Source organism: Pantoea sp. LS15, from assembly GCF_012241585.1.
GTDB lineage: Bacteria > Pseudomonadota > Gammaproteobacteria > Enterobacterales > Enterobacteriaceae > Enterobacter.
The window spans coordinates 59,802-75,583 of record NZ_JAAVXA010000016.1; the positions used below are offsets into that span (position 1 = coordinate 59,802).

At 56.1% G+C, this 15,782-nt stretch carries 12 protein-coding genes; all 12 read left to right on the forward strand.

The annotated features are described in order from the left end of the window. Window positions 1-33 precede the first annotated feature (33 nt). The gene (locus HED65_RS19490) at window positions 34-531 is read left to right on the forward strand and encodes a type VI secretion system baseplate subunit TssE (RefSeq protein WP_114979799.1); all 498 of its coding nucleotides are present in this window, start codon (window positions 34-36) and stop codon (window positions 529-531) included. Continuing rightward, on the forward strand, window positions 524-2,329 hold the full coding sequence (gene tssF, locus HED65_RS19495; protein ID WP_114979800.1) for a type VI secretion system baseplate subunit TssF: 1,806 nt from the start codon (window positions 524-526) through the stop codon (window positions 2,327-2,329). The genes HED65_RS19490 and tssF overlap by 8 nt, the downstream gene beginning before the upstream one ends. Continuing rightward, window positions 2,314-3,264, forward strand: a complete 951-nt coding sequence (tssG, locus tag HED65_RS19500; protein ID WP_114979801.1) for a type VI secretion system baseplate subunit TssG — start codon at window positions 2,314-2,316, stop codon at window positions 3,262-3,264. The genes tssF and tssG overlap by 16 nt, the downstream gene beginning before the upstream one ends. A gap of 12 nt (window positions 3,265-3,276) precedes the next feature. Further along, the gene (locus HED65_RS19505) at window positions 3,277-5,769 is read left to right on the forward strand and encodes an AAA family ATPase (protein ID WP_114979802.1); all 2,493 of its coding nucleotides are present in this window, start codon (window positions 3,277-3,279) and stop codon (window positions 5,767-5,769) included. An 82-nt stretch (window positions 5,770-5,851) separates the two neighbouring features. Continuing rightward, window positions 5,852-6,517 (forward strand): hypothetical protein, encoded by a 666-nt coding sequence (locus tag HED65_RS19510; RefSeq protein WP_114979803.1) that lies wholly within the window; start codon window positions 5,852-5,854, stop codon window positions 6,515-6,517. 38 nt (window positions 6,518-6,555) lie between these two features. Then, window positions 6,556-6,945 carry a DUF4280 domain-containing protein gene (locus HED65_RS19515; RefSeq protein WP_114979804.1) on the forward strand — a complete coding sequence of 130 codons (390 nt, stop codon included), beginning with the start codon at window positions 6,556-6,558 and terminating at the stop codon, window positions 6,943-6,945. Window positions 6,946-6,957: 12 nt separating this feature from the next. Then, window positions 6,958-8,892 (forward strand): type VI secretion system Vgr family protein, encoded by a 1,935-nt coding sequence (locus HED65_RS19520; protein WP_168112416.1) that lies wholly within the window; start codon window positions 6,958-6,960, stop codon window positions 8,890-8,892. Continuing rightward, on the forward strand, window positions 8,879-9,364 hold the full coding sequence (tssJ, locus tag HED65_RS19525) for a type VI secretion system lipoprotein TssJ (protein WP_114979806.1): 486 nt from the start codon (window positions 8,879-8,881) through the stop codon (window positions 9,362-9,364). The genes HED65_RS19520 and tssJ overlap by 14 nt, the downstream gene beginning before the upstream one ends. Window positions 9,365-9,395: 31 nt before the next feature. Continuing rightward, window positions 9,396-10,730, forward strand: coding sequence for a type VI secretion system baseplate subunit TssK (gene tssK, locus HED65_RS19530; RefSeq protein ID WP_114979807.1), 1,335 nt, complete (start codon window positions 9,396-9,398; stop codon window positions 10,728-10,730). Next, entirely contained in the window at window positions 10,727-11,869 is a 1,143-nt protein-coding gene (gene icmH, locus HED65_RS19535; RefSeq protein WP_114979808.1) for a type IVB secretion system protein IcmH/DotU, read from the forward strand. Before tssK ends, icmH begins: the two co-directional genes overlap by 4 nt. Before the next feature lie 298 nt (window positions 11,870-12,167). After that, window positions 12,168-14,933 (forward strand): ImcF-related family protein, encoded by a 2,766-nt coding sequence (locus HED65_RS19540; protein ID WP_168112418.1) that lies wholly within the window; start codon window positions 12,168-12,170, stop codon window positions 14,931-14,933. Between the two features lie 108 nt (window positions 14,934-15,041). Continuing rightward, a complete protein-coding gene (locus HED65_RS19545) occupies window positions 15,042-15,548 on the forward strand; it encodes a C2H2-type zinc finger protein (protein WP_114979810.1) in 507 nt (168 codons plus the stop codon). Window positions 15,549-15,782 lie beyond the last annotated feature (234 nt).

The window sequence follows — 15,782 nt, forward strand, 5'->3', positions numbered from 1 at the left end:
ATCGCACTTGCCTATTAATGATAGGCCGCCAGCATGTCAACCGTAAATCGTGCATTGCCCTTACTGGAGCGGTTTATTCCAGATGCACCAATCCGCCTTGATACCAGGCTGTCGGAAAGTGCGAAAAGGCAGATTACTGATTATTTATGTGGTCGCCTGTCTATTTTGTTCAATGCGAGCGGTAATGAAGACCTGGTGCAGCAGAAGGCCTACCCCTACACCGCTTCTTCCGTATTGAACTTTGGTGTGGTCAATCTTGCCGGCATGACCGTGTCGGGTATTGATACGCTGAAACTATCCAGACGTATTCGCGACGCGATTTTACGTTTTGAGCCGCGAATTGATGGCTATAGCTTGCAAGTCAGTTTTGCCAGAAAAGAGGATGATACTGGAACGCTACTCAATTTTATTATTGAGGGGACAGTGAGTTATCAATGGGAGAGATTTTCTTTTAGCCTGAACTCACGCTGGAATACCGACAGCGGCGAGGTGCAGGTGTTGCCATTTTATTCAGGAACGGCCTATGGATAACAATTTATTGCGTCATTACGAGCGTGAATTGCAATTCCTGCGCGAAGCGGGGCAAGAATTCGCCGCAGATTATCCTGGCATCGCTTCTCGCCTCGGGATGGCCGAACAAGGTGCACCGGATCCTTCCGTTGAGAGATTGCTCGAGGGTGTCGCTTTTTTAACCGCGCGCATTCAATTGCAACTGGAGGCCGCCTTTCCGCAATTTTCGGAGAATTTGCTCTCATTAGTGCAACCCGAGGTTTTGACACCAACGCCTGCTTTTGCCGTGGCGCAGCTGACGCCGGATTGGGGGGAGGGATCCCTGAAAGAGGGGTATACCTTGCCTGCGGGGGAAAGATTAAGTGAGGCCGAGCATGCCGATCGACCCATCACGCGCTGTGAATTTCGTCTGCTTTCTCCGGTAACGTTGTGGCCTATCGTACTTTCGGCGGTCAGCTACGTCGCCGCTCCTTTGTCCGGCATGGTCGGGGGCGGAGAGGCTCAGGGCGTTGCGCAGCTTCGCCTTCGTTTGTGTACACAGGGCGGGCAGCTGTTTTCCGATTTGGATATGGATGAACTCTCTGTGTACATACCTGACGGCGTTCATGCGGCTGCGCTGTATGAGGCGATGATCGTGCAGTGTAGCGGGGTGGCTATCGGTGAAGTTGGCGCAGAACGCTGGTGTGAAGGCGTTCACATCCACCCGGATGGCATGCTTAATCCCGCCATCCTGGAGGACGCAGGCTCAGATTATACCGTACTGAAGCATTTCTTTGCCTTTCCTCAGGGCTACCGCTTTGTGCGGTTGGTCGGTTTGCGTGAGGTCGTGAAGAGCCACCCTGTGGATTGCCTGGATATCGTGATGGTTCTTAACACGCGTGTGCCGGTCTTATCAAAAGCGCTAAACGCGGAGGCGATAGCCCTGTTTTGTGCGCCGATAGCGAATATGTTTCATCGACGTTGCGATCGGATCCGTATCGATCATTACTCCCATGAGTACCCGGTGATTATCGATCGTATTCGTCGGCAAGATCACCTGCTGCATAGGGTGTTATCGGTACGCGCCTTTGCTGCAAACGGGCGTGAACTGGGGCAACTGGCGCCGTTGTATGGTGGATATTGGCCCGGCGAGCGCACCATTGGAGAGTACTCACTGCGCCGCAGCGGGCTGCAATGTGGGCAAGGTGGCGATGCAAGCAGCACTGTATTCATCTCGGTACATGGCGGTAATAGCGCGGAAATAAAGCAGCTGGGGGTGACGGCAGTCTGTTCCAACGGCGGTCTTCCGCTGCAGATGGCGTTGGGTAAAGGCAATACCGATCTGGTGCCGGAGAGGCCGCTTCCCGTACGGGCAATCCGCATCATCACCGGACCTTCCCGACCGCTGGCTTCCCCCGAACCGGGTGAGAGAGCCCGCAGTGCGATCAATCACTTATCACGAGGCTACTTGTCGCTGGCGGCGCATCAGGGCGAGGTGGGGGCTCAGGCGCTACGCGAGCTGCTGGCGTTGTTTTTGATGCCAGGCAATCAGGTAGGAAAACGTTGGTTGGCAGGGATAGATATCCTGCGCAGCCGCACGGTTGTGCGTCGGCTCCCCGGCCCCGGTCCGATCGTTTTTGCCCGGGGAACGCGGTTTGAGCTGGAGTTGGATGAAACCGCTTACGAAGGAATTGGCGCCTTGCTTTTCGGCTCTCTGCTTGACGTTTTTCTTACCAGATATGCCGCTTTGAACAGTTTCACGGAACTGAGTCTGACTAGCCGTCAGCGGGGCTTTCTGAAGCTGTGGGCGGCGAGGAGGGGGCAATGTCCGGTGATTTAGATGTGCTGGAGCCGCTGCGTCAGGAACCCTGGCGCTATGATTTTTTCAGTGCGCTGACATTAGTGGAGAGCGCCTTTTTACCGGCGTCCCCTTTGGGCACGGCCGGGCGATTAACGGACGATCCCATACGCCTGGGGCAGCACGTTTCTCTGGGGTTTGAGTCGGCGATGGTGAAGCGGTTTATCCCACGGGGTGAAAAAACTGCCCGGTTGGAAGTGACTTTTTTTGGCTTGCTGGGGCCGAATGCCCCCATGCCTTTGCATCTGAGCGAAGAGGCGTACTTTCGGTTGATTAATCAGAAAGATCCGTCGTTAGCGCACTTCCTTGATATTTTTCATCACCGTTTGTTAACGGTGCTCTATCGCGCATGGTCGCAGGCGCGGGCGGGAAAAACGTTAGCGGATTTTCTCTCGGCGTTGACGGGCACTCAATCCCGACCTCCCGCTCTGGCCGCCGAGAGGTGGATGAACGGTGAGTTTATTGAGCAACGACGGAGTCGCGACGGCTTGCGTCGCGTGATGCGCGAGGCTTTCGATCTCGCGGCGGAGGTGACGGCGCTGGAGCGCGCCTGGTGGCCGCTGGCCGCTGACGATAGGCCCAGGTTGGGGAGCTGCGGGTTTACCCCGGGTATCGCGTTGGGGGGGCGGGTTTGTGGCGCGCAGCACAACATCACTATGACGTTGCGCCCGTTAGACTTTGCTGCTTACCGGCGCTGTCTACCCGGTGAGGCGCAGTTTGCGGCGATCGTGAGCGTTGTTCGCCGTTATGTCGGTGAGAGTTTTAGCTGGCGATTGAATCTGACTTTGCCGCCAGCGCAGCGCCCGGCGTGGCGGCTGGGCGCGGAATTGGCATTGGGGTATGCCACTTGGCTGGGTAAAGCCGGCAAAAGGGAAGGGGCTGCCTGTTCACTCAGCGCCTTGCGTTTTTATTCATAGGGTGACTTCATTATGGCCATTATCAGCCGTGAAAAATTGTTCGCTAAATTAAGTGATTTTAGCTATCGCGCCATGGCGCAAGGCACGGAGCTTTGCCGGGCCAAAAGACACGCATACGTTGAAGTCGTCCACTGGCTGTATCAGGTGATGCAGCACGCAGATTCAGATCTACATCGAATCCTGGGTTTTTTCGGCATCCCGCGAGACGTGCTGCTGAAAGATCTGCATCAGGCTCTATCCCGTTTACCCGTAAGGGGAACATCGGGTATTGATTTCTCATTGCAACTGGAAGAGCTGGTGGAGCGTGGCTGGCTGTGTGGCGCGTTACAGTACGATGAGCCGCGGATCCGCACGGCTCATCTGTTATTGGGCGCACTGTCCACTCCGGTACTCCATAATTGTTTATTGGCGATTTCACCGGGTTTTGCTCGCATCGAAGCCGCTGTCCTCAGTGAGCGGTTACAGGAAATACTGGGAAGTTCGCCGGAGAATGAGACGCGCGTTACGGCGTATGCAACCGATCTTGACAACGGCCACGATACGGCGGTTGCCCGATTTACCTGCGATCTGACGGCGGCGGCGCGTAACGGAAAACTCGACCCGGTCTGCGGGCGTACCCGTGAGATCCGCCTGTTGATGGATATTCTCATGCGGCGACGGCAAAACAACCCTCTCCTGGCGGGCGAAGCCGGCGTTGGCAAAACCGCTGTCGTGGAAGGTTTGGCGCTGATGATCGCCGCCGGGGAAGTGCCGCCATCGTTACAGGATGCGCGCATTCTGGCGTTGGATATTACCCTGATGCTGGCTGGTGCCGGCGTGAAAGGTGAATTTGAACAGCGGCTGCATCAGCTGATTGAGGAAATTCAGGCTGCGTCGACGCCCACGTTGCTGTTTATCGATGAAGTTCACACGTTGGTCGGTGCGGGAGGGCAGGCGGGGACCGCGGATGCGGCGAACTTGCTCAAGCCGATGCTGGCGCGTGGCGCATTACGCACCATCGGGGCAACCACCTGGCGCGAATATAAAAAGTACATAGAGAAAGATCCGGCGCTGAAACGCCGTTTTCAGGTCGTTCGCATTGAGGAGCCTGAACCGGAGGCGGCGCTGTCGATGGTGCGTAGCGCGGTAGCGGCTCTGGAGTCCCATCATTGCGTGCGTATTCAGGCATCGGCGCTCGAGGCGGCGGTGAGGCTGTCGCATCGCTATCTGCCGGAGCGTCAGCTGCCGGACAAGGCGATGAGCTTGCTGGATACGGCATGTGCCGGTGCCCGACTGCATCAGGTGACGCCGCCGACGGCGCTGCTCGAACTACGTGAGCGCGTTGCCTGTTTAAGCTCGGGTTTGCATCTGTCGCAGCAGGAGGAAGAGGAGGAAAGCCGGGGGAAAACGTCGCTGGATGATTTGCGTGGGCAGTTGAAAGCCGCAACGGATGCGCTGGTTTCGCAAGAGGCTGAATGGCTATCGCAGGCTCAGCTTGAGCAAGAAGTGCTTGTCAACGGCGAGCATGTAGCTGAGGTCTTACAGAGCTGGACGGGGATCCCGTTGACGACGCTGCGGCAGGATGCGATCGCGTCGTTAATGAATCTTGAAACGCATTTAGCGGGGCGTATTTTCGGCCAGCCGCAGGCGATGAAGGCGATAGCCAAACGTGTTCAGACCGCGCATGCCGGGCTGGATCAGCCGGAAAAACCTGTCGGGGTGTTCTTATTGGCGGGGCCTTCCGGCGTCGGCAAAACGGAAACTGCATTGGCGCTGGCGGAGTTGCTGTATGGTGGTGAACAACAACTTATCACGATTAATATGAGCGAGTATCAGGAGGCGCACAGTGTCGCCTTGCTGAAAGGTGCGCCACCCGGCTATGTCGGTTATGGCGAAGGGGGCGTACTAACGGAGGCCGTTCGCCGCCGCCCGCACAGCGTGGTGCTGCTGGATGAGATCGAAAAAGCACACTCTGATGTACATGAGCTTTTTTTTCAAGTGTTTGATAAAGGAAGAATGGAAGATGCTGAAGGTAACTTGATTGATTTTCGCAATACGTTGATTTTAATGACCAGCAATGTCGGCTCCGCGCTTATCTCGCAGCATGCAGAGCGAGAAGATGCTGGGGAGGCGTTGCACGAGGCGTTGCAGGCAGAGTTGCTGCGCGTCTTCCCGGCAGCGTTTATCGGTCGTTTGATCGCCGTGCCTTTTCTACCGCTGGATGAGCCGATGCTCAAAGCGATTATTCTTGAACGCTTGGCGTGCATTAGCGAACGGGTGCTGCAACGTTATCAGATAGCGATGAGTTACGAAGCTGAATTGGTCGACGATTTGGTTCGTCGCTGCCGGGAAAGCAGCAGCGGTGGGCGCAGGATCGATGAGCTGCTCACCCAGGACCTATTGCCAACACTCAGCCTTCATTTGTTGGCGCAGCAGCGCGATAACGTTGCGATTTCTGCCTGCCGTTTGAAGGTGGAAAATGACCGGATTGTTGTTGACAGTATATCTGTTGATAAAAAGTCATAAAGCGTTTTGTTTTTTGACGGTTTTCGTGCTCGATTTTTTATATCTTGGCTTATGACGAATGTTATACTAACTGGAGGGGTAAATGGGACAAACAGCTAAAGATGTATTGACAAAGTGGAATGCCCAAAAGCTTTCGGCTTTGGGGTTTTTATTCCATGGCGTGCGAGATAAGAATAGCGTTTTGTTAAGTCAACCGGCCGAGCAAACTTTTTCGCAGTGGGATGTAATTTCGCTTTCTTTTGTCAATTTTTTGTTTTCTGGGCAGAGCGGAATAAGGAATGTGGGGTTTATCCTTAAAGTTCCGGAACAAAATATTCTTGGCACACACCCTTATGATGTATGGTTTCCCAACCATATTGGTACCGATAGGGATCATAAAAACAGGCGTAAAACTAAAGTTGAAAGAAATGCATTGCTCGTGGAAACGTTATGGTCTGGAAGAGATCTGCAGGGGGAGTATCTTATTGACCACCCTCGTAAATTCCGTAGGCTGATGACTCCGTTGGATTTGTTAAATGAACAAACAGTAGGGAGACATAACGAAATATTGGCCGTAGGGCGACCCTACGTGAATATTTATAAGGGGATGCCGGCAACGAGGAATATTGAAGTCGTTGGCGTGTATTCGGGTGGAAACCCCAATGACCCTGTTTTCCAGTCACTGTGCGCCGCTAATCCCGAGGTGCCCCCGATAAATACCAAAGAGGAAGTTTTGAAGCTCAAACACAGGCTGCAACATTCCTTTTAATACGATTTAATCTGCAACGCGTACTGGATGATAACGTCATGCCGAATGTGGTTTGTGCTGGCGCAATGCTGACCTGTATTCAAGGAATAGCGCCGGCGACATTATTGGTATTGCCAATAAACCGGGTGATGATTGAGGGAAAACCTGCGGCGAATATTAAAGATCATATACCACTGGTCAATATACCGCCTTTCGGTATGTGTCGCTCGCTCGCGAACCCTACGGTGGCGGCGGCAACCGCCGCCGCCATGGGGGTGTTAACGCCAATGCCTTGCCTGCCGGTGATCCCGGCCCCTTGGTTGCCGGGCGCGTTGCGCACCCGTATCGCCGGGATGCCGGCACTGACTCTTCCTTCCACCTGCCAGTGCCAGTGGGGCGGTGTTATACGGATTGTGCAGCCGGGCAGTTTGCGCACTCAGGTCGCCTAAGGAGATATGCAGATGGGAAGTATCAGCGCCGTTTTGCGCAATGCGCCAGCCGCATTGGCGCAGGCGCAGGTTTGTAGCCTGAGCGGGCAGGAGGGCATAAGCCAGTTCTTTAGTTTTCAGATTGAGATCTTGCTGGCTACAGGGGGTCTCGACCTTTCCTCGATGCCCGGTGAGCGCCTGGCTGTGCAGGTGAGCGGCGAGGGAGGGAGTCTGCGCTGTTTTCATGGCCGCATCGCCGAATGTGCAGGGCAAGGGCCTGAAGGGCGTTACTTTCGCTACCGTTTTACCCTGCGCCCGGCCCTGTGGTTTTTATCTTTCAACCGACAGTGCAGGATTTTTCAAGGGAAGTCGATTATCGACATTATCAAGCAGCTGCTGCCCGCCGATGTCGCCGTTGACTGGCAATGTCAGGCGGGTTACGCGTCTCTGGACTATTGCGTCCAGTATCTGGAAAGCGATGCGCAATTTATCTGCCGCTTATTGGAAGAGAATGGGCTGTATTACTTTTTCCGTCATGAGGCGGACGAGCATCATCTGGTGATCGCCGATTCGGCGGCGGCGCATCCCGCTGTCGAAGGAGGGGACGCCATGGTTTGGTTTCCGACGGATCAGGGTGGTGTCAATACCTTGCACAGTTGGCAGTCTCTGGAGCAGTGGCGTTTCAGTACGGCCGCCGCATGTGACTTTGAGTATACCAAAGCCATGAGCCGGGAAGCCGGGCTTCAGCATGCTCAGGTCGGTGAGGGTACTCGCCTCTGGTTGGATTATCCCTCCAGAGCCGCCAGCAAGAGCGCGGCGCAGAACGTGGCCCGGTTGAGGAGTGAGTCGTTGCAAACCGGGGCGAAGCGATGCCTTGCCGAGACCCGCATGCCTGCCGTTTTCGCCGGGGGCATGATGACGCTCAAAGAACATGCCGAAGTGAGTGAACAGGGCAACTATATGATCCTGGAAACCGCGCCTCGGTTGCAAACGGAACTCTCGGCGTCGGGCGCCTGCAATGGCCGGTTCCACAGCCAGATGGTGGTGCAAAAAGAGGGGGAGATCTTTCGCCCGCCGCGCGTAACGCCGAGGCCGATCATTGCGGGTTGTCAGACGGCGCTGGTGGTGGGCAAAGCGGGCGAGAAACAATGGATCGACAGCTACGGCCGGATCAAACTGCAATTTCACTGGGACAGTGGGGAGAATACCCATGAAGCCTGTTCGTGCTGGGTGCGTGTCGCGCAGCCAGTAGCAGGGGATCGTTGGGGCAGCCTTTTTTTGCCCCGCCCCGGACAGGAGGTGGTGGTGACTTTTCTGAACGGTGATCCGGACAGGCCGCTGGTGACCGGCAGTGTATACAACGCCGGGATGATGCCCCCATATATGCTGCCGGAACAGGGATCGCGCAGCGGTTTTCGCTCTCGATCGCTGGGGGATGACGCCGTTTTCAACGAACTGCGTTTTGACGATAAAGCCGGCGCCGAGCAGTTGTTGCTGCGCGCGGGGCGGAATAAAGCGGTCTCTGTCGCCCATGATGCGCTGGAGTCGGTGGGTAATGAACACCACCTGCGGGTGAGCGAGTCGCAGTTTATCGACATCGGTGGCGATGCGCATGGTCGGGTGGAAGGAAAGAAAATTCAGCGGATAGGAAGCGACTTTTCCCTACAAATAGGCGGTCACGGGGCCTGTAAGATCGACGGAAAGCTGGCGTTGAGCGCCGACAAGGTGGATGTCAAAAGCCAAAGTCATCTGACCCTCGAAGCGGGGGCGCGGCTGACCTTAAAGGCGGGTTCCAGCACGCTTGTTCTGGGCTCAGAAGGGGTTTCCATCGACGGTGTGCTCATCAATATCAAAGCGAGCGGCCTGGTGAATATCAACAGCGGCGGCGGTGGAAAAGCTGTATCGGCCGACGCCCCGAGCACTGTGACGCCGCAACAGGCCCGGGAGGCAGACGATGGCAGTCATTAAATGGCGGACAAGCATCGGGGGAGTCATCCTGATTCTGGCGGGCGTTTTTTTGTTGAGCGGCTGTCAGGGCGGTGTTGATAACCCGAGAGCCTATTCATTCCGGCTGAACGCGGCCCAGGACGTCAATCCGGACATCACGGGACGTCCCTCGCCGGTTCGGATCTGGCTGCTCACGTTGTCTGACGATGAGGCCTTACGACACGCGGATTTTTTCTCCCTTGTCGAGGGAGCGTCGCAATCTCCAGCGTTGGGCGTGCTTGCCCGGCGTTCGTTGATGCTGCGCCCGGGAGAGTCGACGGACATCACATTATCGCCGTCCGATGAGGGGCGCTATATCGCCGTGTTGGCGGAGTTTCGCGATCTGACCGAAGGGCGCTGGCATCGACTCTGGCCTATAAGCCGTGACAGAACGGTGCCGTTGGGGGTGCGGATTTCGCGTCAGTCGGTGGCGCTGGACGACCTTAACGAGTGAGTGAACGGTCATTATTCAGGTAGTGAAAACAATGGATACTCAATGCAAGGTAATTTGGTGCGAAGGAATGTTTTTACAGCCGCACCATTTCCAGCAACAAGACAGGTATTGGCAGGCGCAGCTGGATGCCTCCCGGCGTTGGCAACCGCACCAGTGGGGATTTACCCGTTTGCGCATCGATTCGGCTCAGTTAAAGCTGGGCGTAGTTGTGCTGAGCGAGTGCGCCGGCATGATGCCGGATGGCACCGCTTTTGATCTGGCCGAACGCCTCACGCCTTTAACGGCGTTACGGATCGGTGAAGAGTGGGTGGGCAAAACGTTGGTGCTGGCGTTGCCCCTGACGGGGCGAGATGTAATGGAAAGCCGGCCAATGAGCTCGTCGCCGTCACTCGCCCGTTATCATACGGTGGAGAAAACAGTCGTCGATCGCATTACACCGGAAGGCGAGGCGATCCTGATGCAGTTGGGTGAACTGAATATGCTGCTCGCCTGCGAAGAGCAAGTCCGACACTCGCACTGTTTTTTAACGGTAGCACGGATAGAGGCGATACGACCTGACGGTGGCATTGTGCTGGATGAAGGCTGTATTCCCCCCGTGCTTCACTATCGCTGCTCGCCGCGACTGGCGCGCAGCATGGATGATTTTGTCGGGCGTTTGCACCAGAGGCAACACCAGTTACGGCAAAAAAATGCGTTAGCAGGCAGCGAAACCCGCGAGGGGGCCGGTTATTTACTGTTCTTGCTGTCGGTAGGGCGCGCCCTGGCGTTACTGACCCATCTCAGCCGCCAGGAAGAGACCCACCCGGAAACCCTGTTCCGCGAATTGCTGGCGTTGGCCGGAGAATGGCAGATGTACGCTGCGCAAGACGCTCAGCCCCTGCCCGACTATAGCCACCGGCAGCCGGAACGCTCGTTCGCACCGCTTTTTGATCTCTTGCAGCACCTGTTAACCCGCGTAGTCAACCCAACTGTGTTTGAGTTAACGCTCAGACAAGGTGAGTTCGGCATTTATTATACCCAAATAACTGATATGGCTTTACTGCGTTCGGCGACGCTGATCCTGGCTGTGAAAGCCGCTTTACCGGCCGACGTATTGCGCGATGAACTTCCCGCCCGGATTAAAGTGGGGGCCGGCGACAGCATCAGGGACATGGTTAACTTGCAACTGCCTGGCGCGTCGGTCACCCCGGTGCAAACATTGCCGAAAGACATTCCGCATTTTAATGGCTATCAGTACTTCCTGCTGGATGAGGCGCGGGCCATCGGCACCGGGTTAACCGCGGCGGGGGGGCTGGCCATTCATATCGCCGGGGAGTTTCCCGAAGGCAAGCTGATGCTGTGGGCGTTGGCTGAGGGGGAAGGATGAGATGGATGAGTCGCCTGTGGCGACGGAGAGAGCCTTCCGCCTTACCTTCTCTGCCTCACCTTACCGAAGAGTTTTTCCACGAGACGGCCAGGCTGCGTACGTTACGACAGGCGCCCGACGTAGAAGCGTTGCGGGCAGCGCTAATTGTGCGTTTCGAGACGGTCGCGCAACGGGTGCGAGACGCCGGGATCGTGAAAGCTGATTGGGACAGGGCGCGTTACGCACTCTGCACCTTGCTCGATGAGACGATCTGCGATACGCCCTGGGGTGGTGGTGTCTGGGCCAGAAAGAGCCTGTTGCTCCATTTTTACGGTGAAAATCTGGGTGGGGAGCGTTTCTTCTCATTGCTGACGAAACTGGAAGAGGAGGAGAGCCGACACCGCGCCGGGCTGGCTGAGGTGTTCTATCTTTGCCTGGCGCTGGGGCTGGAAGGAAAGTATCGGCTCCGGGACGAGGGGCTGGCGCAGCTGACGACGATCCGGCGGCGACTCTATCAGCAAATTACCGTACTTTCGCCGCTAACGCCCTGCAAGGCGCCCGCCTTGCGTTGGCATCACGCATGGGGTTGGGGAACCGGGTTAGGCCTGATGATGTTGAGTGCGGCGCTGGCGGGTGGAGGAAGCCTGTTATCGGAGTATGAGCAGCAGCAACGACGCCTGGATAACGCTCTGGCCAGCGTCGGGGCGCAAGACTGGATACAAGGCCTTTCCGTCGCGCTGGCTGCCGAGATCCGCAGCGGCGCGTTGCAGTTGGACGCGGAGGATAACGGGGTACGCTTACTCCTCAGCGGCGGAGCATTCTTTGCCAGTGGCCATGCCGATCTCTCAGCCCGACAGCGGTTGGTGTTGCAGCGCCTGGCGGATCGCGTGCGTCATCTTCCTGTCAGGCTGCGTATTGTTGGCCATAGCGATAATGTCGCGGCAGGCAGCAGATGGCCGGACAACGAGTCACTCTCCCTGGCCAGGGCCCTGGCCGTGATGGACGCGATGAATTTGCCGACGGCATCGCCGTCGTTTTCAGTTAGCGCAGAGGGCCGTGGCGACAAAGACCCCCTGGTGGCCAACGATAGTGCGGACAATCGGGCGCGCAATCGCCGTGTTGAAATTTATATCACACCCTTTGAATCTTCCTCCGCCTGACGTGAGTCGATGATTTTCCTGACCAGGAGTACGGTCTATGTTGCTGCGTGTTTTACATTTTCTTAAGTATTTTGTCGTCGCGTTGTTGCTACCGGCTGGCTGGGCGATGCAATCCTGGCTGACGGGACAATGGACTCAGCTGACGGCAACTCCGTGGCGATTGTTTTACGCCTTTCTTGGCACGGGATTCTTACTGATTTTGATCGGAAGGATCGGCAGCTGGCTGAAAAACAAATGGGCAGTCCCAGCTCCCTTTGCCTCAGTATCACCTCGTGAGCAGCAGCTGCACAATGTGGTAATGGCTCACCAGATCACAAACGGTCCGGGCGATCGCACGTTTCTGCGGTTAAATATGCTGAAATACCAGGGAACCTATCCGCCGGCAGAGGATGAGCCGCTGGCGAAGGCCGACGATCTGTACGTTAAAATCGTCGGTGACCGGGCTCTGCTTGAGGTCGAGCGCAATCTGCTGCTGCAGACGCAGGAGGAGGATGCCGCACTGTGGTGGTGTTTGCTGGAGGTCTATGGCCGTCGGGCGCCGCGCGGCGTGATTCTGACCCTTGATGCCTCGCAACTGTTGAATGAGCGCGAGGCGCAGCGGCAGGCGATGGCGTTAGGCCTGCGTCAAAGGTTGAGTGAGTTGGCCGGGCGTTGGGGGAACCGGTTACCGTTGCAAGTCGTGGTGGCGGGATGCGAGGAGATGGAAGGTTTTGCATTATTGCCGATCCAGGACGCGTCGCCAGTGCTGTCTTTCCCTCCCGGCTGCTCCCCGCAGGTACCGGCGGGTTTGGCGCAACGTATTCAGGGGCTGTTCTCGTTTTCCCCTGGGGAGATCATGGGATGGATGGAGGCACAGCCTAACCGCAGAAATCGCTGCCAGGTTTACGGGTTTTCTGTGGCATGGGCGGAGTTGGCGCAGCGAACAGAAGCCTTTCTTCAGCTGGCCCTGGCCGCACCGCCCGGCCAGAAGCAGTGCTGGATGCAACGGCTTTACTTTTGTTCTGGGCACGACACCGGGATGCCGTCGTCAACGGTCTATCAGACGCTGCTGAAGGCTATGGTCGCGGCTAAAAAAAATACTCGGTTATGGCGCTGGTGGCGCGGCTGTCGCCGCGTCATTCCTCGCTCGCCTGCGATAAACGTCGGGATTGTCGCGGCGCTACTCTGCGGGGTGCTCGTCGGGAGTTATCTGCTGGAACGACAGAGGCTTGCCCGCCTCGCTGAGGCGTTATCCGCTTTTGAATCGCCGCAGGCTGCCCGCAGCCATGCCCATCTTGACGCGCAGTATCTCCGCCAATTGGTCATCGCCAGACAGATGCGGGATGACAACCTTACCGGGCGTTTGCCTGTTGGTCGCGAGATCGCGCAGGATACCCGACGGCTGTATCGTCAGTGGCTGATGGGAGCGCTGTTGACGGATAGCCGCCATCGCCTGGAGCAGGCGCTTACGGTGAATGACGGCAATCTTGCTGTGCCGTTGGCAGCTTATCTTACGCTGAATGGCGGCGCAACGGCGGCACAGCAGGAAAATACCGTCGCTTGGTTGGCCGAGTCGTGGCGTCACGATCCACTGTTGGGCCTTAGTGCGGATCAGCGATCTGAGTTGGTGGTTCATTTGCGCGAGCTGCTGCTGGAGATTCGGCCGGGCGAAGCGCGGCTTAATGAGGCGTTGATCGAACAGAACCGGCAGCGTCTGGCGCAGAAACAGCGGCCAGATCGTCTGCTCGAACAGCTGTTGGCCTGGATTGAACAGGAGAAAATGCCGCCGGGCGAGCACGATAGCGAGATTGACCTGCTTTTTCGATCGGAGCATCAGCCTCAGGTAAGCCGGATGTTGCGCGGCAGCTATAGCCGGGAAGGCTATCAGCGGTTACTGGAAGCTATGCGTCAGCAATTTCCCGAGATCGTGGCTAACGACAATCAGGTGATGGGGCTCAGAGAGACACTCTCGCCCGCGTTGGCCGAGAGTGTTATGCAACGCTATTATGCAAATTACATTAGCTACTGGCAGGCTTTGCCGACCAAGCTCACCTTTGCACTACCTTCAGACGGCGATGACTGGGGGCGATGGTTAACACGTCTGGCACAGGACGAGTCACCGCTGTTTATTCTCCTGGCAATCCTCGCGGAGGAAACGCAATTATCCCCGGCGCAGCAAGGAGAGCATGCGGCGCGTGCTTCCGATCCCGTTTCTCGCCACTTTGATGCTTTGCGGCGCACGTTGGCAAAACCGGCGTTCAATACTTCCCTGCAAATGGCGCTGATGGCGACGGCAAGAGAAATACGGATAGCTGAAGAGGGGGAGACGGTGGCGGAGAAGGCGTCTGGGGCACTGACAGAAAGCGTTCTCGCTGCGCCGCCACTGCTGCAGCCATTATTACAACAGCTGTTGGACAGTAGCCGGGCCGCTTTGACGCAACGCCAGCATGCGAGACTAAATCGGTTCTGGAAACGGGATTTGGCGGCGGCCTGTCGGCTGGCGTTGGAAGATCGCTACCCTTTCGATTCGCAGGCGCAGGAGGAGGTGCTGTTAGCCGATTTCAATCGCTGGTTTTCCCCGGCAGGAGAGCTGGCCAGCGTAATGGTCAGAGCGGAGAACGGGCAACTGAGCTCGCGTTTGTTTTCCCAGGTTGTTCCGATACAACGCTTTCTGTTTGCTGAAAGCAAAGAAAAAGCGGCGTTGGCCTTCAGTCTGAGTGCGGAAAATATGCACCCGGATATCGATAGCTTTGTCCTGACTGACGGAGACCAGGTGCTCCGGTATGCCCACGGCCCGCTGCGCCCCGTCAATTTTCACTGGCCTGGCTCTGCAGCGACGGGAGAGGTTCAGGCGCAGATCGTGCTGAAAAATGGAGAAACCCAAAGCCGGGTGTTCCGTGGCCGCTGGGCGTGGTTCAGGCTGTTCGAGCAGATTGACGAGCATAAACGGGAGGGGGAGGCGCGCCTGTCTCTGGATGTAGCCGGATATCCAGTGAATATGCGGGTGGCCTTTGCAACCGCTTCTGCAGTGCCGGAGGCGTTGCGGCAGAGGTTGCTTTGTCCGCAAGAGGATCTTTTTAGTTAATGAATGATTCCACTCGATCCGGGGCTGGTTAAGGCATTGTGCGACTTGGGTGTTTTGCATGCTCATCGGGCAACGTAATGTTCATGTTGGAAACAAGGATTAAATACCATGTCACTTGAAAGAAAAACATCATGGCTCGCTGATAAATTCGAAAAAATGGGACCACAGCGCCTTGAGTGCTTACTCTTAAACTGGAAGCAACCCCTGCTTCTTCCAGCTGAGCCAAGTAAAGAGCTTTATTATAGTTTGGCGCGCCAGTTAATTTTGGCTGCTGAAGAGACCGATAGCGCCAGGAAAGTCCTGGACCTCTTTGGACCTTATCCAATGGAGAAAAGCACACTCTATGGAGATAATGTGTGCTACCAATGCAAGAAAAGCTTCACCTGTGAAGACAGTTATATAGCGCATCAACGTGTAGTTCATAGAAAAGAATTTTTCTGTGATTATTGTAAAAAAGCTTATATATATAGAGATGATTTGGATAAACACCACAAGACTTCTCATGGTTTAACCTTACAGCATGTTTGTTTTATCTGTTTTGACTCTTTTAGGACAGAACGCGGTCTCATTAATCATTACGTACTGGCCAAACATGGAATGACTTTCGATAAGTAACAACGGATAACAGGGGTTTAGCTTTTGACAATTGCAGTGTTAAAGTGCGATCGATCTCTGAATACTCTGCCATCATCCGGAGCAACAATACCGGGTCGATGACCAGTATGCACATCGACGACCAGGAGCTGAAGAAGTTAATTAATAAGAAAATTGCTCAGAAGCGCGAACGGATTTCCCTTATCCAGGCACTGATGGGTTACCCGCGTCGATAGTTCGTGTAGTCCATATCCT

Excerpts from the sequence above, each read along its gene's own strand:
- HED65_RS19490 (WP_114979799.1), top strand. The coding sequence starts at position 34 with ATGTCAACCGTAAATCGTGCATTGCCCTTACTGGAGCGGTTTATTCCA.
- tssF (WP_114979800.1), top strand. The coding sequence starts at position 524 with ATGGATAACAATTTATTGCGTCATTACGAGCGTGAATTGCAATTCCTG.
- tssG (WP_114979801.1), top strand. The coding sequence starts at position 2,314 with ATGTCCGGTGATTTAGATGTGCTGGAGCCGCTGCGTCAGGAACCCTGG.
- HED65_RS19505 (WP_114979802.1), top strand. The coding sequence starts at position 3,277 with ATGGCCATTATCAGCCGTGAAAAATTGTTCGCTAAATTAAGTGATTTT.
- HED65_RS19510 (WP_114979803.1), top strand. The coding sequence starts at position 5,852 with ATGGGACAAACAGCTAAAGATGTATTGACAAAGTGGAATGCCCAAAAG.
- HED65_RS19515 (WP_114979804.1), top strand. The coding sequence starts at position 6,556 with ATGCCGAATGTGGTTTGTGCTGGCGCAATGCTGACCTGTATTCAAGGA.
- HED65_RS19520 (WP_168112416.1), top strand. The coding sequence starts at position 6,958 with ATGGGAAGTATCAGCGCCGTTTTGCGCAATGCGCCAGCCGCATTGGCG.
- tssJ (WP_114979806.1), top strand. The coding sequence starts at position 8,879 with ATGGCAGTCATTAAATGGCGGACAAGCATCGGGGGAGTCATCCTGATT.
- tssK (WP_114979807.1), top strand. The coding sequence starts at position 9,396 with ATGGATACTCAATGCAAGGTAATTTGGTGCGAAGGAATGTTTTTACAG.
- icmH (WP_114979808.1), top strand. The coding sequence starts at position 10,727 with ATGAGATGGATGAGTCGCCTGTGGCGACGGAGAGAGCCTTCCGCCTTA.
- HED65_RS19540 (WP_168112418.1), top strand. The coding sequence starts at position 12,168 with ATGGCTCACCAGATCACAAACGGTCCGGGCGATCGCACGTTTCTGCGG.
- HED65_RS19545 (WP_114979810.1), top strand. The coding sequence starts at position 15,042 with ATGTCACTTGAAAGAAAAACATCATGGCTCGCTGATAAATTCGAAAAA.